Raw genomic sequence first — 18221 nt, 5'->3', positions numbered from 1 at the left:
GGACGGCGGGCGGCCCACAGTGGGCCCGCCCGGGTCGAGCGTTTCACAGATCGACGTTGTTCGGCAGGATCACGAGATCACGAATGGTCACGTTGCCCGGCCGCGTCAGCATGAAGAGTACGGCATCGGCGACCTCTTTGGGCTGCATCAGGCTGCCCGAGGCAAGCGCTTCATCCATCTTCGCTTTCGGCCAGTCGTCGAGCAGGGCCGTCACGACCGGGCCGGGCGCCACCGCGCCGACCCGCACCCCATGCTTGGCGAGCTGGCGGCGTGTCGTGTGAACGAAGGCCTGCACCGCGAATTTGGATGCCGTGTAGATCGGTTCCCAAACCACCGGCACGATTCCGGCGATCGAACTGGTGAAGATAATGTCGCCCGACTTCTGCGCGACCATGTGCGGCAGCACGGCGTGGACCGAGCGGAACGCGGCATTGATGTTCAGGTTCAGCACGCGGTCCCATTCGTCCGGATTGCCGTCCACCACATCGCCGCCGACGTACGCGCCGGCATTCGCATGGAAGATATCGAGGCCGCCCGCGAGTGCGAGGATTGATGGCAGCAGCGCATCCACTTCCGATGGCTGCAGCAGATCCACCACCAGTGGCAGCGCGTTCGGCCCCAGTTCCGCGCAAAGTTGTTCGAGTCTCTCCCTGGCACGGTCGATCAGTACTACCTTCGCGCCTTGCGCGATCAGTACGCGCGCGCACTCGAGGCCGATGCCCGATGCCGCGCCCGTGATGGCGGCAACCTTTCCCTTGATGGATTCAGTCATTCGCTGTTCTCCTGGATTGCTGGAATTACGCGCGGCCATGCGAGACGCGGGACTGCCGGGCAAGCGAGTCGACGATCACCGCGATCGCCAGCACCGCGCCGGTGATCATGAAGCGCAACGAGGACGACAGGTTCAGTAGCGTCAGGCCGCTGGCGATCGACTGGATCACGATGATGCCCAGCACCGCTGAATACGCGCTGCCACGGCCGCCGAACAGACTCGTGCCGCCGATCACCGCCGCGGCGATCGCGTTCAGGTTCACGTCGCCGCTGCCGGCCTGTTGACTGGCCGAGGCGAGCCGCGCCGCGGTCAGCACGCCGCCGAGCGCGGCAAGGCTCGCGCACAGCACGAAGGCACTCGTGTAGATGGCGCCGACCTTGATGCCGGCCCGCCGCGCGGCCTCGTGATTGCCGCCGACCGCGTGCATCGAGCGACCCCAGCGGGTTCTCTTGAGCGCATAGTCCATCGCGACCGAGAGTCCGAGGAACACGCCGAACATCAGCGGGACGCCTCGCCCCTGGTTGAGATAGGCCACCACGGCCTCCAGCAGGACCGTAATGGCGAGGGCGCGTGCGAGCAGGCTGCCCACCGAGGGCGCGGAGAGCTGGGACGCGCGGCGGCGCTCGCGCGTGCGCAACCCGAGCGCCAGCATCACCGCACCCGGCGCCAGTGCGAGGAGATACGAAATCACGGCCGGGATGATGATGAGCTGCCCGAGATTCACTATCGCCGAACCGTAAGGCAGGTTGATCGAACCGGTCGCGCCGAGCACGTACAACTGCATGCCGAGGATCGCGAGCAGTCCGGCCAGCGTCGCCACGAAGCTCGGCATGCCGAGCCGGTTGAGCAGCAGCGCGTACAACGCGCCGATCAGCGCGCCGACGGCGATGGCGGCGACGATAGCCAGCAGCACCGGCCAGCCGTGATTGACCCAGAGCATGCCGACGAGCGCCGAAGCGAAGCCGCTCATCGAGCCGACCGAGAGGTCGATCTGTCCCACCATCAGCACACAGACGATGCCGAGCGAGATCACGCCCACCGTCGAGCAGTCGAACAGCAGATTGACCAGGTTGTCGGCCGAGAGGAACACCGGGTTCAGGCTGGTGAACACGGTCCAGATGATGATCAGGCCCGCCACGACCGGCAACGAACCGAGATCGCCCGAGCGCACCCGTTCGACGAACTCGGAAACGGTGCCGCCGATGCCGGTGGCGTGCTTCACGCGGATATCGCTGCGGTCGAGCAGCGTGGACGGTTGCGGCTCGCCTTGCGGCTCACGCTGCGGGGCGCCTTGCATTTGATTGCTCATGATGGTTCCTTGGTTCAGGCACCCTGCTCGGACTGGCGCCGGCCGGCGCGGCGCGACACGGCGTTTTCGGTCGCGCCGGTGATCGCGGCGACCAGTTCCTGATTCGACGAGTCGGGATAGAAGACACCGTTGTTGCGGCCGAGCCGCAGCACCACGATGCGGTCCGCGACGGCGCGGACGTCCTCCATGTTGTGGCTGATCATGATGACGGCGTGGCCGCGGTCGCGCACCCGCTCGATCAGGTTCAGCACCTCGGCGGTTTGGGCCACGCCCAGCGCCGCCGTGGGTTCGTCGAGCATGATCAGCTTCGGGTCCAGCAGCAGCGAGCGCGCGATCGCCACGGTCTGGCGCTGCCCGCCCGAGAGCGAGGCGACCACGTCGCGCACGCTGGGAATGCGCGCCGACAGTTCGTTCAGAAGCGTCCAGGCTTTCACCTCCATGGCCACTTCGTCGAGGCGCAGCGGATTCAGTTCGCGCCCGAGATAGATGTTCGCGACGACATCCAGGTTTTCGCACAAGGCGAGGTCCTGGAACACCGTGGCGATGCCCAGATCGAGCGCCGCGCCCGGATCGGGCAGCGTGACTTCCTTGCCGCCGAAGGTGATGGTGCCGGTGCTGGGTTGATGGACCCCGGCGAGCACCTTCACCAGGGTTGATTTGCCGGCGCCGTTGTCGCCCACCAGGGCGACTACTTCGCCGGCATGCACGTCGAGCTCGATGTCCGTCAGGGCCGAGACCGCGCCGAAGTGCTTCGAGACGCCGCGCAGGCTCAGCACCAGTTCGCCGCGCCGGGATCGTGTTGTGGCCTGATCAGTCATGGGACGGATACCTCATGGAGAATTGACTGACCCGGCACGCGCCGGGTCCGTCCGGGGCTTGCGCCGGCTCAGTACGTGATGCCGAGCTTCTTGCAGCCTTCGGCATAGCGGTCGGTGCACAGATCCTTGCCGCTCGCGAAGCCCTTGTCGACGACCTCCGCCTTGAGGTTCTTCGCCGTGATGACCGCCGGCTTGAAGAGCTGCGACGGCGTGTTGAACAACGTGGTTTCACCCTTCGGCGTCTGGCCGGACAGGAAACCGACCGCCACCTTCGCCGCCGCCGCTGCGACGATCTCGCTCGGCTTGAGGATCGTGTTGTATTCGTCGCCCGCGATGATCAACTGCAACCCCGCGAGCGTCGCGTCGTTGCCGGTCACCGGCGGCACCGGATTGACGCCGGCTGCCTTGAACGCCGCGACGGCCCCGCCGCCCGTGCCGTCGTTGGCGGCCACTACGCCGACGATCTGCGAGCCGAAGCGGGTGATCTGTCCGCTGACCCACTGCTGGGCCTTCGGCGGAGCCCAGTCCGGCGTGTCGTACTCGGCCAGCGTCTTGTAGCCGCTGCCCTGCAAACCGGTGTGGATGCCCTTCTTGATCAGCCCGGCCGCGGCGTCGGTCGGCGAACCGTTCACTTCGAGCACGCCGCCCTTGGTGGTCGGCACGCCCGAGTCTTTCAGGTGCTGGACGAGCGACTGCGCAATGGCCTTGCCGATGCCTTCGTTGTCGAACGACACGTAGTAGTTGGCCGGCGTCGAGGGCACAGGCCGGTCATAGGCGATGACCTTGATGCCCTGGCCCTGCGCCATATGGACGAGCGACGCCGCGGCCGTCGAGTCCACCGGGTCGAGCACGATCACCTTCGCGCCTTGTGCGATCACCGAGTTGAACTGCTGCTGCTGCGTCGCGACGTCGGCGTTGGCGTTCTGATAGAGCACCTTGCAGTCGGGGCAGAGCTTGCTCATTTCGGTCCTGAAACCGGGGAAGTCATGTTGCTCGTAGCGCGTCGAGGCCTGGTCGGGCATCAGGAACGCGACCGTGCCACTTGGCGCAGCCAAAGCAGCGGTGCTGCCCAGCAAGCTCAGGCTCAGGGCGCTGGCGCCGATGAGTTGGTTCGAAAGTCTGGTCATCGCATGTCTCCGTTTTTAGAAAAATTCCGGCGAAGCTGCTGCCGTGTTTGGGCCTGGGTGAGCCTTCTTGTGAAGTTCGTCAGTTGTGCGGGGCGTGTCCGGCGAGGCGCCGGTCATGCGCGATGTCGGACGATTCGGTCGCGCTGGCCGCATTCAGTTGCTGATAAGCCCGCCATCGCGAGGGCGACATGTTCTTGAGCAACAGGAACTGACGGTTGAAATTCGAGAGGTTGTTGAATCCGACCTGGTAGCAGATATCGGTGATAGTCAGCTCGCCTGACATCAGCAACTGGCACGCGAGATTGATGCGCAGCCGGTTCACGTACTGGACGAAAGGCACGCCGGTGTGCCGGCGGAAAGATCGCGAGAAGGCGCTGACGCTTTGTCCTGAGAGGTCGGCCAATTCCGCTTCCCGTAAAGTTTGTGACAGGTTCTTGCCGATATACGAGAGCACGTGATTGATGTGCGTTTCGGCATAACGTGCCGGGTCGGCGCGATAAGCGGCGCTTGCCAGCTTCGCGGGCTCGACGCTGTGCACGAGCAGGTCGAACAACGCGAGAAACAGCGTGATGCGCCGCATGCCTTGCGCGCTCAACATTTCGCGCATGATCGGCTCGGCGGCGGCGCCCGATTCCGCTGAGAACAGCACACCCCAGCGAGAAGCATCGAGCAATGGCTCCACGCGCCTGAGTTCGGGCAGAGCCTGAACGGCGCGCGCGATGAACGCGCCATCGAACTGCACGATAAGACAGCGCTCATCCACCCGATCGCCGCGCGGCACATTGCTGACCCAGTTGTGCGGCAGGTTCGAGCCCACCATCACGAGATTGCCCGGCGCGAAATTGCCGATGTAATCGCCGACGAAGTATTTGCCCGTGGTCGATGTGATCAGCTGAATTTCGTATTCAGGATGGAAGTGCCAGCGCACCGTGCGATAGGGATAACCATGCGACCAGACCTTGAACGACTCATCGCGCGGTACGGCGACCAGTTCGAGATCCGGCGGGACGATTTTGGCGCAACGGGCGTCCGCATGCGCGGCGGCGCCCAGAGTGGTGTGCATCTGTCTTCCTCCTGAGCCGGCCTATTCTTTTGGGCGCGGTTCGCGCACAACGCATTGCACCTGGCTATGAGAGGAAGTTAATCCTGTTGAGAGGATGCCGCCACTGAAAATCGGGCCGCAAACTGATACTTAATTGCATTCGGGTAAGTCCGTACAGCGCAGCCGCGTGGAAGAACGGCGCGGGTTCGCTGGCCGCAGAGAGCGGCTCTTTATCGGCAAATGCGTCGGCAAATGCGATCGGCAAATGCGATCGGCTGAGGAGGTGCGCGGCGAGCCGCGCTCCGACGCGAGGGGAGCGCGTCGGCGAACATCCGCAATGGAATCAGAAGCTGACGAACGCCTGCAGGAGCCGGTTGAACGCGCCGGCATTCGAGACATTCATGCCGTGCGACGCACCGGCAATGGTTTGCCGCTCCGCATAGCCGATCCATTCAGCGAGCTTCTCGACGTTGTTACGGAACATGCGGGGGCTGCGCTGCCCGTCGATCAGCAAGGTCCGGCATTTCACGTCGCGCGCCGCCTCATGGGAATAGGCGGGCAGGGGATCGCGGAACTGCTTGGGGAGCGTGTCCGCATTGTCGATCGCCATGGTGCGGAAGGACGCCGGACTCTTGCGCCATGATCCGGGTGCGCTCACCGAGTCGACGAAAAGCTCCAGTCCCGCGTCGATTTCGCGGCTCTCGATCAGGTCGGCGACGCGCGCACGCAGCACGTTGGTCGCGGGCGGCAGCGACGCCTCCGCCATGCCGTCGATCTGCAGCGGGCCGCCCGGGTCCGCGAGCGTCAGCGATTTCACCAGCCGTGGATAGTCGCGCGCGACATGGAACGCCACGCAGCCGCCCCGCGAATGGCCGACCAGATGGACGGGCGCAAGGCCGATCGCCTCGATGAACTCGGCCAGTTCGGCGACGTGCGTTTGCCAGCCGAACTCGCCCTGAATGCAAGCCTCGTTCGCGGGCCAGTAGTGGCTCAGGCTCACCGAGATGCAGCGGAAATGCTGCGACAGCGCCGCGGTCTGCGCGCTCCAATAACGATAGTCGCAGAGCGAGCCGTGCACGAAGACCAGCGGCTCGCCCTCTCCGCACTCGACATACGGCACGCAGATGCCGGATGCGATGGTCGCAAACGACAATTCCGGTACGGCAAGCACTGAGAAATCGGTACGGGCGTTCATTGACTGGCTCCTTTGCGGTCACTATGCCCGATGTCACTGTCTTAGAAAATCGCGTAAAATTGATCGAATCTATTCACTTTTCTGATACCAAGCCCATTGAAAGCGCTCGACCTGGACGTGATGACCATGATCGTGGCTGTCGCCGACACCGGCAATATCAGCCGGGCGGCGGAAGTCGTGCATCGCTCGCAGTCTGCGGTGAGCATGCAGATCAAGACGCTCGAGAGCGCGCTTGGCAAGCCGCTGTTCGTACGCAAGCCGAGAAATGTGGTTCCGACGCAGGACGGCGAAGTGCTGCTGACCTACGCCCGCCGCATGCTCGCCTTGCGCGAGGAGGCGTGGGCCGCGGTGGTGCGGCCTGACGTGACCGGGCGAGTGAGCATCGGCGTGCCGGACGACTACGCGTCGTCGCTGCTGCCGCCGATCCTGAAGAAATTCTCCGCAAGCTATCCGAAGGTGGAGATTCAGGTGGTCGGTTTGCCGAGTGTCGCATTGGCGCCGATGGTGAAAGACGGCTCGGTCGATCTGGTGTGCGCAACGCGAGTGAAGGGCCTGTCCGGCGAGTTCATCCGGCTCGAGCCGATGGAGTGGGCAGCGGCGCCGAGCGCCGATGAAATCTGGCGCGAACGGCCGCTGCCGATCGCCGTGTTTCTGCCGGGCAGTGTGGCGCGGGAAAATGCCATTCGCAGCCTTGAACGCGCGAAGATTCCCTATCGGACCTCGTATGAAAGCCCGAGTCTGCTTGGCCTGCTGTCGATGGCCGAAGCAGGACTTGCGATTGTCCCCCTCGCGCGATGCGCGGTCCCGGCGCATTTCACGTTGCTCGGGCGTGCGCACGGCTTGCCCGAGATTCAGGCGCTCGAAATGGTGTTGGCGCGCAGCACCGCTTCGAAGCGACCGCCGTGTGATTTTCTGGCGGAGAAGATCGTTTCGGAGTTGAGGCGGTAGATTCAGCGGCGGTCTGCTGCGCTTCCGGGATCACGTGGCGATTTCCGCGCCCTTGAGAGCGGCAGTCGCCTCCGCCTGGTCTTTCGGATCGAACATGCCGATCAGCACGATCTGCGACTCCTCGCTGGTCCGGGCAGAGGACGCGCTGATCATCACGCGATTGCCGACCACATGCAACTCATGCAACGCGCCGTCACTCTCCAGACGGACGAACCCCTTCGCGCGCAACAGCTTCGCCGAAAAACCTTGCAGCGCTTCCTTGAGCTTCTTCCGGTTAAGCAGCGCCTGGGTGGCGAACGAAAAGCTGCACAAGTCTCGCGGCATGGGAGAGGCGTGCAGCGATAGCGCGGGGGTGTCACGCGCAGGCGTCATATGCTGGTCGAAGATCAGACCGGGCGGCACGGCGGCGTGCGTCGCCTGCACCATGACGCGGCTGCGCGAGAGCGCTTCGACGCGCTCCGCGACCGCCTGGCGCGAAGGCCCGTCGAGCAGATCCATCTTGTTCAAAACGATGGCCGTGGCGCCCTCGATCTGCCGCTGCGCAATGTCGCCGACATAAGGATCGGCCAGCGTTGCTTCGATGCGCTCCGCGTCCACCAGCACGACGATGCCGTCCAGACGAAACGCGCGATCGAGCAAGCCGATCTGTGCGATGCGGAGCGGGTCGGACACGCCGCTCGCCTCGATGATCAGCAGATCCGGCGTATCGGGGCGCGCACTCACGGCGAGCAGCGCCTCGACCAGCCGGCCGCCGATCGAACAGCAGACGCAGCCGTTCTCCAGATTGATCACGTCGCCGGTGCGCTGGCGAATCAGCGAAGCATCGATATTGATCGAGCCGAAGTCATTGACGAGCACGGTGATGCGCCGCGATCCGGCGTTGCTCAGAACACGGTTGAGCAGTGTCGTCTTGCCGGCGCCGAGATAACCGCCGATAACGACAAGTGGAATCGCGCTCATCCAGCCGGCGCCTGGAAGATACGGCCGCCGAGCACCGTGCCCCACACTTCCAGTTCCTTGAGACGCTGCGGCGCGACCTCGGCAGGATCTTCCGCGAGCACCGCGAAATCCGCGAATTTGCCGACTTCGATACTGCCCACCAGATGATCCATTTTCAGCGTGTAGGCGGCGCCGAGCGTGATTGCGCGCAACGCGTCGGCAATCGGCACGCGTTCGTTCGCACCGAGCACGCGGCCCGACGACGTCTCGCGCTGCGACGCGCACCACGCGGTGAACAGTGGATTCAGCGGCGTAATAGGCGCATCGGAATGAAACGCGAACGGAATGCCCAGGCGGCGCGCGGACTCTGCCGCGTTCATGCGATTCGCGCGGTCCGCACCCATGGTTTGCGTATAGTGCGCATCGCCCCAGTAGTAAATGTGGTTCGAGAAAAAATTGATGCACAGGCCGAGGCTTTTGGCTCGCGCCAGTTGACTCGCGTCGGCCATCTGGCAGTGCTGCAGCGTATGCCGGTGATCGCGGCGCGGATGGCGTGCGAGAAGCTGCTCGAACGCGTCGAGCACGAGTTGGGTCGCTTCGTTGCCGTTGGTGTGAACGTGAAGTTGCAGGCCCGCTTCGTGAAATGGCGTGAACACCTCGACGAACTGGCTTGGCGGAATCAGCCATAAGCCATTGGGCTTGCCGTTCAGATAGCCGGGCCATTTCAGGCGCGCGGTGAATCCTTGAATCGAACCGTCGACGATAAACTTGACGGGGCCGAAGTGCAGCTTTGGCGTGGCGGTCCGCATGGCGGCGAGCACCTGTTGAGCGCCGCCTTCAGGACTGCGTTGCGGTGCGAACGCAGGCACGATGCGCACCGGAAAATCCGCATTCGCGGTGACTTCGCGCAGGTTGCGATTGCCCAGTTCGGAGAAGTCATTGACCAGATCGGTGGCGGTCGTCACGCCCGCGAGTTGGGCGACCCGGCCGAAATTCCAGATGGCGTTCGCGCTTTCGCTCGCGGCGATCGAGAGGCCCGAGCCGATTACGCGGTAGACCGGAAACATTGCCGCGAACTCCTGCAACTCGCCGGTCGGCTGGCCGCTGTCGTCCTTGTCGATGCCGTCGATATCCGTTTCCTCGTCGATGCCCGCGCGAGACAGCATGGCCGAATTGACGTTCATCAAGTGAACGCTCGCATGCAGGATCACGATGGGCCGCTCGGCGGACACCGTGTCCAGTTCCCGCACGGTCAGGCGAGCGGTGCCGAAGAAGATGGGATCGAAGCCCCAGGCGAGCAGTGCAGCGTCTGGGGACGGCATCTCCGCCTGGGCCGCGCGCAGGCGTTCGATCACGGCGTCCAGCGTCTTCAGGCCCGGCCAGCGCCGGCCATCGGGGCCGCGCCGGTCGTAGTAGCCGACATAAACGGCGTCCCACATCGCGCCTTCCATCAGATGGCAATGGCCTTCGACAAAACCAGGCATCAACACTTTGTCGTTGAAGGTGTCGATGATTTCGGCGTCGCCCCATTGCTGCACATCCTCTGCATCGCCAACCGAGAGGATCCTGCCGTCGCGAATCGCGACGTGTGTCGCGTAGGGCTGCATGGGATTCATCGTCACGATTTTCTTCGCGACGAACACCTGGGTCGTCGGGCGCTTCTCTTCTCGTTGAGTCATAGGGCTATGATCGAAGTTCGTTCAGCTCAGTTTCAACCCAGCGCGTGCGCGCGGCTCGGTTTCGCGGTGAGGTTCACCGCAGTGACGACCAGCAGGTTCACGCCGAGGCATACCAGCCCCAGATTGAAGCCGCCAAGGTCGATTTGCAGCACGTAAAGAATGATCGCCAGCACTTGCCCGGTCAACATGCCCGATGCAATGGCAGCCGGCCGCACGCGCAGTCCGAACAGAACGACCATCACGCCGGGGAAAAATTGCGTCACGCCGTAATAGGTGGTGTTGATCAGCGTGAGCATCAGATTCGGCGTGAGCAGCGTCATCACGATCGATACCAGCAGGTACAGCACGATCACCACCTTCGCGCTCGTTTTCTGGCGGGCCTCCGGCATGCCCGGCAGGAGATTGCGAGTCACGATCGGGCCGATCGCGAGACAGATGCCGGCCAGCACGAGCAGCCCGGACAGCGACGCGCCGGCGGCGACGAGGCCGAGCAGCCAACCCGGCAACAGCCGGATCGCGGCCGCGAAGAACGCTTCATTCGGCGAGGCGAGATGCAGGTTCTGACTGATCGCATAGTACGACGCGACCACGAGAAACGGATACATCAGCATGTAAAGCGGCATGGCGACCTGAGTGCGGCGGATCGTGTTGGCGCTCTTCGCGGTGAAAAAATTCTGTACCGCGAACGGCATGACGTAGAAGCCGAGCGACTGGAACAACATGGTGCTCATCGAGAAGGTCAACTGGTGCGAGTTCATCCGGTTGCTCACATGCTGGCTGGCTGCATGAAAGACATCGGTCACCCCGACTTCCATCGATACGGCGACGCCGGTCACGACGATCGCCACGACCATCAGGATATCCTTGAGCACGGCGATATAAGCCGATGCCCGCACGCCCGCGATCGCGATATACGTGAACGCGAGCAATGCCGAAATCAGGATCAGATAGAGCGGTTTGAAGTTCCAGCCGAGACCGTTCAGCGCGGCAACGAGCCCGGTAAATTGCAGTTGGCCCCATGGCAAGAGAAACACGATCGCGGAGCCTGCAACGATCAGTTCGAGCGAGCGGCTCTGGAAATGTCCCTTGAACAGATCGGGCAGCGTGATCGCGTTGTAGCGCTTGCCGGCTTGCCAGATCTTCGGGCCGATGAAATAGCCCACCGGATAGGCGAGCAGAATGTAGCCGAGAAACCAGACGCCGTATGTCGGCCCTTTCGCATAGATGCCGCCCGGAAAGCCGACCATCGTGCCGATGCTGTAGATCTCGCCGGCTGCGAGAAAGAAGACGAGGTACGCACCGAACTGGCGCGATGCGACGAAGAAATCATGCACGCTCTGCGGACCGCGTCCCTTGTTCGAACGGATCGCGAGGTAAAGCGAGAAAGCGAGGAAGCCGAGAAAGACTGCGGTGGCCATCCGGACACTCCTTTAGCGGTTTTGCGGGTGGGACTCGTCGTGGCGGCTGTCGAACACGCGCCAGCAGATCATCAGGCAGCCGGAGGTGAGGATGAACCACGCGAAGATCCACGCATAGATGAACGGCACGCCCAATACGAAGCGGTCGACGGAAGCCACCCACGGCAGCAGGCCGATCACGCCCAGATAGGGAATGCCGAGTCCGATAAACAGTTTGAGCACCTCAACTCCTCGCAGCGTGAAGTCATGGACACGCGCGGCCATCAGCTCTGGCAGTCGCGCAAGGATAGGCAATCGGTACAGGTAACGGCCAGTACCCGCAGTGTTGCCGAACAAAAAACCAGAACAATAGAGCCAGTTCACGGGAGTCGATGAGTCCAATTCAGCGGGCGCCGCAAAGAGGGCGCCGCGCGTGTCGCGTTCCGCTTCATGGGCCACATTTGCGCCTGCTGCACCAGGCGAAAGCACCGCACTGGACCTACCCGCCGGGCACCCCCCTGCCTACAATTTCCTCACGGATCGCCAGCCGATGGCGGCGTCTCATGCCTTATCGAAAGTCATCCAGGAGGAGAGAGCAATGGCTCAAACACAGACCCCACTGCAGCACGTCACGGCCGACACGCTGGCCGCGTTTTCCGATGCGTTCAATCGTCACGACGCCAACGCGTTGATGACCTTCATGACCGACGATTGCGTGTTCGATGCAGCAGGCGGTCCGGAAGTCTTCGGCACGCGTTTCGTCGGCCGCGACGCCACACGTGCGGCGTTCGAAGCGGTGTTCAAGACCTTTCCCGACGCACATTGGGGCAAGGGCCGCCACTACGTGAGCGGCGAACGCGGCGTGTCCGAGTGGGTGTTCACGGGAACGCACGCGGAGGGCTGGCGTATCGAGGCGGAAGGATGCGACCTGTTCGAGTTCCGCGACGGCCTCATCGCGGTCAAGCGGGCGTTTCGCAAGGAACGTCCGAAGCAGAACCTCGTACGCTGATCGGGAGCTTCACATGGAGCACAGTGAAATCGAACGCGTCGCGCAAGGCATGCCGTCCGCCCGCGAAGACGATACGCGCTACGATCCGGCGTACGACCCGCTGGTGTCGCCCGGACCGGGATGGGGCAAGCAATACGCGCCGACCTACTGGGTCGCGACCGCGGGCACGCCACCCGAAGACGACGGCCCGATCACGGCGGACGTCGACGTGGATGTGGCGATTATCGGCGGCGGCTATACCGGGCTCGCCACCGCGCTCTGTCTCGCACGGGAGCACGGCATCAAGGCGGTCGTGCTCGAAGCCAACAAGACGAGCTGGGGTTGCAGCAGCCGCAACGGTGGGCAAGGTCAGAACGCCTCGGGCCGTCTGTCGCGTTCCCAATGGATCGAGCGCTGGGGCAAAGATGTCGCGTTGAAAATGCACGACGAGATTCAGGAAGGGTTCGATAACTTCAAGTCGCTGATCGCGGAGATCGATTGCGATCCGCAACCCGGTGGCCATTTTCTGATCGCGCACCGTCCGCGCATCATGCAAAAGCTCGCCGCCGAGGCCAAGGTATGGAAGGACGTGTTCGGCTACCCGTCCGAACTGATCGACAAGCACACCTTCCAGCGCGAGTATGTCAACGACGCGGAAGCGGCCGGGGCGCTTCACGAGCCGGAAGGGATCGGCATTCATGCGTTGAAGCTCGCCTTTGGTTATCTGCGGCTTGCCCGTGAAGCGGGCGCCAGGGTGCATCCGGCGAGCCCCGTGCTCGGCTGGGAAACCATCAATGGCGTGCATCATCTGCGCACACCCGGCGGCACCGTGCGCGCGCGTGCGGTCGGTATTGCGACCGGGGCGTATACGGCACAGACGCTGCACGCTTCGCTGCGCAGCCGCATCATGCCGATCCTGTCGAATTCGATGGTCACGCGTCCGCTCACGAAGCAGGAAATCGCCGCGTGCAACTTTCGCACGACCCAGGTGCTCACGGATACGCGCACGTTGCGCTTCTATTACCGTTTCCTGCCGGACAACCGCTTGCAGATCGGCAGCCGTTCCGCGATCACCGGCGCCGACGCGCCCAATTCGCGCCATTACGATCTGCTGGTGGAAGGCATGGTCCGCAAGTTTCCGGCCTTGCGTGGCGTCACGATCGACTACTCGTGGTGGGGCTGGGTGGACGTCAGTCACGACATGATGCCGCGCGTGTATCAGCCGGATCCGATGCAGACCGTGTACTACGCGCTCGGCTATGGCGGCAACGGCGTGTCGTATTCGCAGCAGGCCGGGCGCCGGCTCGCCGAACGCATTGCGGGAAAGGGCGCGAAGCAGACACTGCCGATTTTCACGTCGCCATTGCCCGGGCACCCGTTCGCGCCGTTCCGGCGGATCGGCCAGCGGATGTTGTATCAACTGTATTTCCGCCGCGACGAGAAACCCTGATACGGCGAGCGGCGGCTAGCCGTCGCTCATGCCGCGCTCGGCTCGAAACTTGCCGCCCGCACGGCGCAAACGGTGCACACTGGCACCATGCGCCGGTGCAGTGCGGTGCTTAATAAAAAATCATATGGCGAGACGCCGAAGCGTCCTCGCCCCATCCGTGATTGAAGACGCCGGGACTCGGGCGGCTGCTCTTGCAGAGCCGTTCCGCCCGCGATCGGATGACGGAACGTGGAGGTGACATGCAGCAATCAACAGATACAACGGAATTGAAGGCGGGCCTCAAGCAGCGCCACATGACGATGATCGCGCTAGGCGGCGTGATCGGCGCAGGGCTCTTCGTCGGCAGCGGTGTGGTGGTGCAGCAGGCCGGCCCCGCGGCGGTGTTGTCGTTTCTGATCACCGGCGCGCTGGTCGTGCTGGTCATGCGGATGCTCGGCGAAATGGCCTGCGCGATGCCGGCCGTCGGCTCGTTCTACGAATACGCGCGGCTGGCATTCGGCGGCAAGCGTGCTTCCGGCAACCTGGCCGGTTTTCTGACCGGCTGGATGTACTGGTATTTCTGGGTCATCGTCGTGGCGGTCGAGGCGGTTGCGGGTGCGAAGCTTGTGCAGTTCTGGTTGCCCGACGTGCCCGCATGGGCGATCAGTCTTGTGTTGCTGGTGACGCTCACGGCGACCAACCTCGTCTCGGTCGGCAGTTACGGTGAATTCGAGTTCTGGTTCGCATCGATCAAGGTCGCGGCGATCATGGTGTTTCTGTTTCTCGGCGGCATGTACGTGCTGGGGCTGTGGCCCGCGTCGAAGCACGTTACCGAAGTGCTGCCGACGCTGCTCTCGCACGGTGGGCTGATGCCCAAAGGCATTGGACCGGTGCTGAGCGGCGCGGTCGCCGCCACGGGTTTTTACTTCGGCGCGGAAATCGTCACCATCGCGGCGGCCGAAGCGCAGGAGCCCGCGAAGGCAGTCGCCAAAGCGACCAACTCGGTGATTACGCGCGTGCTGGTCTTTTATGTGGGCTCGATTCTGCTCGTCGTTGCGCTCGTGCCGTGGAACTCGCCGAAGATGGCGACGCCCTATGTCAGCGCGCTCGATGCGATGGGTATCCCGGCCGCCGCCAGCGTCATGAACGCCATCGTGCTCACGGCGGTACTGTCGGCGCTCAATTCCGGTCTCTACGCGGCGTCGCGGATGATCTTCGCGCTGACGCGCCACGGCGACGCGCCCGCCGCGCTCGCCAAGGTCAATCGCCGTGGCGTGCCGGTGCGCGCGATTCTGATCGGTACCGTATTCGGCTACGCGTCGGTCGTCATGTCGTACGTCTCGCCGGATACCGTGTTCGCGTTTCTCGTGAATTCGTACGGCACGGTGGCGATTTTCGTCTACGTGCTGATTGCGATCTCGCAACTGAAACTGCGTGCCCGCATCGAGCGGGATGCGCCGCAGAAGCTGCGAGTGAGGATGTGGTGCTATCCGTACCTCACGTGGGTCGCGATCCTCGGCATGGTGGGCATTCTGGTCGCGATGGCCTTTATTCCGGAGCAACGTCAGCCGCTCTGGTTCGGTGTCGCGAGTCTCGGCGTGCTGCTGCTCGCTTATCTGCTGCGCGTGCGCAAAACCGACGAACTCTTTCGCGAGCCGGAGACGGTCGAATACCGGCATCGTCATCGCTGATACTTACGGTCCAAAATCGTCTCTATAAAAAACGAGATGATTTGTATCGAAAAAAGAAAGTGCGTATGATGACCCGGCAAGGCCGTGTGCGGCTGCTGAGCGCCGCACCGCCCGCCGTCCAGACATAGCGCGAAGGAGACCGTAGTGACCGATATCGTGACAGGCAAACCGGACCGGATGGTCTCGGTGCGAACGTTGTTCGGCATCGATTCAGGTTTGATGGTGCCGGCGTTTAGCGACCGTGACGACCACGTTCCCGAAGTCGACGAGGCGTACCGCTTCAATGCTGAAGTGACGCTGGCGATTCTCGCCGGCTTCATGCGCGAGCGCCGCGTGATGGTGCAGGGCCTGCATGGCACGGGTAAGTCGACCCACATCGAACAGGTCGCTGCCCGGCTCAACTGGCCGTGCGTACGCGTGAATCTGGACGGGCATATCAGCCGTCTCGATCTGGTGGGCAAAGACGCCATCATCGTGCGCGACGACCTGCAGGTAACCGAGTTCCAGGAAGGCATCGTGCCCTGGGCACTGCAACGGCCCATGGCGCTGATCTTCGACGAATACGACGCCGGCCGTCCCGACGTCATGTTCGTGATCCAGCGCATTCTGGAGCGCGACGGCAAATTCACGCTGCTCGATCAGAATCGCGTGATTCATCCGCACCCGTATTTCCGGCTGTTCGCCACGACCAATACCGTCGGCCTAGGCAATCTGAACGGCATGTATCACGGTACGCAGTTGCTGAATCACGCGCAGATGGACCGCTGGAACGTCGTGGCCACGCTCAACTATCTGCCGCGCGCCGAAGAGGCCGGCATCGTGCTCGCACGTGTGCCGGAACTCGCCGACGCTGCCGGCCGCGCACTGATCGAGTCGATGATCAGTGTCGCGGAACTGACGCGCAAGGGCTTTGCCGCCGGCGATCTGTCCACGCTGATGTCGCCGCGCACGGTGATCGACTGGGCGGAGAACTGCCAGATTTTCCGCGATCCCGCCATGGCGTTTCGCCTCACCTTCGTCAACAAGTGCGACGAAGCGGAACGGCCCATCGTGGCCGAGTATTTCCAGCGCTGCTTCGACAGAGAGCTGGAAAGCGCGCCTGAGCGCGAGGCCCATTCGATGGTGGCGCAATGAGCGCTGCCGAGCGGCAAGCCACGCGCCGCGCGGAGCAGCGTCAGAACCTATGTGCCGCGGCGGTGCGCGCGTTGACCGGCGACGCCGCGCTGCACTACCGGGCCGGCCGTCTGTATCGTGGCTTGCGTGCGCTGCCGCTTCATGCGCCGCATCTGCGCACGGACCCGCGGGTTGATGATCTGCTTTCCTTGCGTGGAGCAGCGGATGGCGCCGCGCTGCGTTTGACGCATTCCGATGCGGCTCTCCACGCGAGCCTGTGCCCCGTCGAGCCCGTTGAGCGCCTCCTGTTCGAACTCTTCGAGCAGCTGCGTTGCGAAGCGCTCGCGCCTGCCGGCATGCCGGGGCTCGCGCAGAATCTGCGGCATCGCTTCGAAACATGGTCGAGGGCTTTTTATCGCACCGGACTGGCCGACGGCCACTTGGGCATTCTGCTTTACACGGTCGCCCAGATCGTCTGGTCGCGTTTGTCGGGCTGGCCCGTGCTGGAAGAGACCGAAGGCCTGATCGAAGCCACCCGCGCCGCGATCACGCCGACGCTGGGCGTGCCGCTCGCGGCGCTGCGGCGGTATCGGACGGAGCAGGGCACGTTCGCGATTCATGCGCTCGAACTAGCTCGTCTCGTCAGCCAGATGATGTGTGAAGCACGCGCGCAGTCCCTTGAAGAAAACGAGCAGGCGCCGGAAGACGACGAAGCCGTGCGCGCCATGTTCGCGCTGTGGTTCGATACCGACGAAGGCGAGCAGGTCGACATGGGTCTCGCGGCCACCGGCGACAGCCGTGTTCTGCGCGACGCCGGGCAACGCTACCTCGCGTACACCACGCGCTACGACCGCGAATTGATGCCAGGCTCGCGGATTCGGCGCGAGTTACTCGCCGAGTATCGCGACCAGCTCGACAAGCGGATCGCCGCGCAGCGCATCAACGTGCCGCGGCTCGCGTATGCGCTGAAGGCCGCGCTCGCCGTGCCGCAACGCGATGGCTGGTCGTTCGGTGAAGAGCACGGGCGTATCGACGGCCGGCGTCTCGCGCAACTGGTCTGCTCGCCGGCCGAGCGGCGTTTGTTCGTGCTGGAACGGCACAAACCGCTCGCCGATTGCGTGGTGAGCTTTCTCATCGATTGTTCGGGGTCCATGCGAACCTATATCGAGCCGGTGGCGATGCTGGTGGATGTGCTCACGCGCGCGCTCGATCAGGCCGGTGTGGCCAGCGAGGTGCTGGGATTTTCGACCGGCGCATGGAATGGCGGCCGCGCGCGGCTCGACTGGCTGGCCGGCGGCCGGCCGCATCATCCGGGGCGGCTCAACGAGGTCGCACACCTTGTCTTCAAAGATGCCGCGACAAGCTGGCGGCGCGCTCGCGCCGACATCGCCGCGCTGTTCAAGGCCGATCTGTTCCGCGAGGGCGTGGACGGCGAAGCGGTCGATTGGGCCTGCATGCGGCTGCGTGCGCGCGCCGAGGCGCGGCGCATCCTCGTCGTGATCTCGGACGGCAGTCCGATGGATACCGCGACCGCACAGGTCAACGATACCTATTACCTCGACAATCACCTGAAGCAGGTAGTGGCGCGCAATGAAGCCGCGCGCGACGTCGAATTGCTCGGTCTTGGCGTGGGACTCGATCTGAGTCCGTATTACCGCCGTTGCCTTGCTGTCGATCTGTCCGCGCCGCCTGACATGTCGATGTTCGCCGAACTCGTCGGCTGGATCGGCGCGCGGCGGTAACGGGACTGTGAAGCTCGGGAACGGTCTGGCTC

At 63.7% G+C, this 18221-nt stretch carries 16 protein-coding genes; 6 read left to right on the top strand and 10 right to left on the bottom strand.

Annotation, left to right across the window (positions count from 1 at the left end):
• Positions 1–43: 43 nt before the first annotated feature.
• The 6 genes from P0D68_RS02480 to P0D68_RS02455 form a co-directional block, all read right to left on the bottom strand.
• Positions 44–772 (bottom strand): SDR family oxidoreductase, encoded by a 729-nt coding sequence (locus P0D68_RS02480; RefSeq protein ID WP_408185527.1) that lies wholly within the window; start codon positions 770–772, stop codon positions 44–46.
• Between the two features lie 25 nt (positions 773–797).
• The gene (locus tag P0D68_RS02475; protein WP_218157140.1) at positions 798–2081 is read right to left on the bottom strand and encodes a sugar ABC transporter permease; all 1284 of its coding nucleotides are present in this window, start codon (positions 2079–2081) and stop codon (positions 798–800) included.
• A gap of 14 nt (positions 2082–2095) precedes the next feature.
• Complete coding sequence (locus P0D68_RS02470) at positions 2096–2899, bottom strand: ATP-binding cassette domain-containing protein (protein ID WP_408185529.1); 804 nt, start codon at positions 2897–2899, stop codon at positions 2096–2098.
• Positions 2900–2967: 68 nt separating this feature from the next.
• Positions 2968–4026 carry an ABC transporter substrate-binding protein gene (locus P0D68_RS02465; protein ID WP_408300141.1) on the bottom strand — a complete coding sequence of 353 codons (1059 nt, stop codon included), beginning with the start codon at positions 4024–4026 and terminating at the stop codon, positions 2968–2970.
• 79 nt (positions 4027–4105) lie between these two features.
• Positions 4106–5089: an AraC family transcriptional regulator gene (locus P0D68_RS02460; protein WP_408300139.1), complete on the bottom strand. Its 984-nt coding sequence runs from the start codon at positions 5087–5089 to the stop codon at positions 4106–4108.
• A 322-nt stretch (positions 5090–5411) separates the two neighbouring features.
• Positions 5412–6263: an alpha/beta fold hydrolase gene (locus P0D68_RS02455; protein ID WP_408300137.1), complete on the bottom strand. Its 852-nt coding sequence runs from the start codon at positions 6261–6263 to the stop codon at positions 5412–5414.
• 126 nt (positions 6264–6389) lie between these two features.
• Here P0D68_RS02455 and P0D68_RS02450 point away from each other — a divergent pair, with 126 nt between their 5' ends.
• Complete coding sequence (locus P0D68_RS02450) at positions 6390–7211, top strand: LysR substrate-binding domain-containing protein (protein ID WP_177205202.1); 822 nt, start codon at positions 6390–6392, stop codon at positions 7209–7211.
• 30 nt (positions 7212–7241) lie between these two features.
• Here the strand turns inward: P0D68_RS02450 and P0D68_RS02445 are convergent, their stop codons facing one another.
• The 4 genes from P0D68_RS02445 to P0D68_RS02430 are packed head-to-tail and all read right to left on the bottom strand — an operon-like array spanning position 7242 to position 11469.
• Positions 7242–8171 carry a CobW family GTP-binding protein gene (locus tag P0D68_RS02445; RefSeq protein WP_408300135.1) on the bottom strand — a complete coding sequence of 310 codons (930 nt, stop codon included), beginning with the start codon at positions 8169–8171 and terminating at the stop codon, positions 7242–7244.
• On the bottom strand, positions 8168–9829 hold the full coding sequence (locus tag P0D68_RS02440; RefSeq protein WP_408300133.1) for an amidohydrolase: 1662 nt from the start codon (positions 9827–9829) through the stop codon (positions 8168–8170). Before P0D68_RS02440 ends, P0D68_RS02445 begins: the two co-directional genes overlap by 4 nt.
• 32 nt (positions 9830–9861) lie before the next feature.
• Positions 9862–11247: a sodium:solute symporter family protein gene (locus P0D68_RS02435; protein WP_091806949.1), complete on the bottom strand. Its 1386-nt coding sequence runs from the start codon at positions 11245–11247 to the stop codon at positions 9862–9864.
• A 12-nt stretch (positions 11248–11259) separates the two neighbouring features.
• A complete protein-coding gene (locus P0D68_RS02430) occupies positions 11260–11469 on the bottom strand; it encodes a DUF3311 domain-containing protein (RefSeq protein ID WP_091809144.1) in 210 nt (69 codons plus the stop codon).
• Positions 11470–11824: 355 nt separating this feature from the next.
• Between P0D68_RS02430 and P0D68_RS02425 the strand changes: the two genes are divergently transcribed.
• From P0D68_RS02425 to P0D68_RS02405, 5 genes are all read left to right on the top strand, one after another.
• Complete coding sequence (locus tag P0D68_RS02425; RefSeq protein WP_091806951.1) at positions 11825–12235, top strand: nuclear transport factor 2 family protein; 411 nt, start codon at positions 11825–11827, stop codon at positions 12233–12235.
• 13 nt (positions 12236–12248) lie between these two features.
• The gene (locus tag P0D68_RS02420; protein ID WP_408300131.1) at positions 12249–13664 is read left to right on the top strand and encodes an NAD(P)/FAD-dependent oxidoreductase; all 1416 of its coding nucleotides are present in this window, start codon (positions 12249–12251) and stop codon (positions 13662–13664) included.
• Between the two features lie 239 nt (positions 13665–13903).
• The gene (locus P0D68_RS02415; protein WP_091806954.1) at positions 13904–15334 is read left to right on the top strand and encodes an amino acid permease; all 1431 of its coding nucleotides are present in this window, start codon (positions 13904–13906) and stop codon (positions 15332–15334) included.
• A gap of 144 nt (positions 15335–15478) precedes the next feature.
• Positions 15479–16468 (top strand): AAA family ATPase, encoded by a 990-nt coding sequence (locus P0D68_RS02410; RefSeq protein ID WP_091806957.1) that lies wholly within the window; start codon positions 15479–15481, stop codon positions 16466–16468.
• Positions 16465–18189, top strand: a complete 1725-nt coding sequence (locus P0D68_RS02405; RefSeq protein ID WP_408300128.1) for a cobaltochelatase CobT-related protein — start codon at positions 16465–16467, stop codon at positions 18187–18189. The genes P0D68_RS02410 and P0D68_RS02405 overlap by 4 nt, the downstream gene beginning before the upstream one ends.
• Positions 18190–18221 lie beyond the last annotated feature (32 nt).

It is taken from the genome of Paraburkholderia sp. RL17-380-BIE-A, assembly GCF_046028085.1.
In the GTDB taxonomy this organism is placed as follows: Bacteria; Pseudomonadota; Gammaproteobacteria; order Burkholderiales; family Burkholderiaceae; genus Paraburkholderia.
This window is presented reverse-complemented; position numbering and strand designations above follow the sequence as displayed.

Excerpts from the sequence above, each read along its gene's own strand:
- P0D68_RS02440 (WP_408300133.1), bottom strand. The coding sequence starts at position 9,829 with ATGACTCAACGAGAAGAGAAGCGCCCGACGACCCAGGTGTTCGTCGCG.
- P0D68_RS02465 (WP_408300141.1), bottom strand. The coding sequence starts at position 4,026 with ATGACCAGACTTTCGAACCAACTCATCGGCGCCAGCGCCCTGAGCCTG.
- P0D68_RS02420 (WP_408300131.1), top strand. The coding sequence starts at position 12,249 with ATGGAGCACAGTGAAATCGAACGCGTCGCGCAAGGCATGCCGTCCGCC.
- P0D68_RS02460 (WP_408300139.1), bottom strand. The coding sequence starts at position 5,089 with ATGCACACCACTCTGGGCGCCGCCGCGCATGCGGACGCCCGTTGCGCC.
- P0D68_RS02475 (WP_218157140.1), bottom strand. The coding sequence starts at position 2,081 with ATGAGCAATCAAATGCAAGGCGCCCCGCAGCGTGAGCCGCAAGGCGAG.
- P0D68_RS02405 (WP_408300128.1), top strand. The coding sequence starts at position 16,465 with ATGAGCGCTGCCGAGCGGCAAGCCACGCGCCGCGCGGAGCAGCGTCAG.
- P0D68_RS02455 (WP_408300137.1), bottom strand. The coding sequence starts at position 6,263 with ATGAACGCCCGTACCGATTTCTCAGTGCTTGCCGTACCGGAATTGTCG.
- P0D68_RS02470 (WP_408185529.1), bottom strand. The coding sequence starts at position 2,899 with ATGACTGATCAGGCCACAACACGATCCCGGCGCGGCGAACTGGTGCTG.
- P0D68_RS02450 (WP_177205202.1), top strand. The coding sequence starts at position 6,390 with ATGATCGTGGCTGTCGCCGACACCGGCAATATCAGCCGGGCGGCGGAA.
- P0D68_RS02415 (WP_091806954.1), top strand. The coding sequence starts at position 13,904 with ATGCAGCAATCAACAGATACAACGGAATTGAAGGCGGGCCTCAAGCAG.
- P0D68_RS02480 (WP_408185527.1), bottom strand. The coding sequence starts at position 772 with ATGACTGAATCCATCAAGGGAAAGGTTGCCGCCATCACGGGCGCGGCA.
- P0D68_RS02445 (WP_408300135.1), bottom strand. The coding sequence starts at position 8,171 with ATGAGCGCGATTCCACTTGTCGTTATCGGCGGTTATCTCGGCGCCGGC.
- P0D68_RS02425 (WP_091806951.1), top strand. The coding sequence starts at position 11,825 with ATGGCTCAAACACAGACCCCACTGCAGCACGTCACGGCCGACACGCTG.
- P0D68_RS02435 (WP_091806949.1), bottom strand. The coding sequence starts at position 11,247 with ATGGCCACCGCAGTCTTTCTCGGCTTCCTCGCTTTCTCGCTTTACCTC.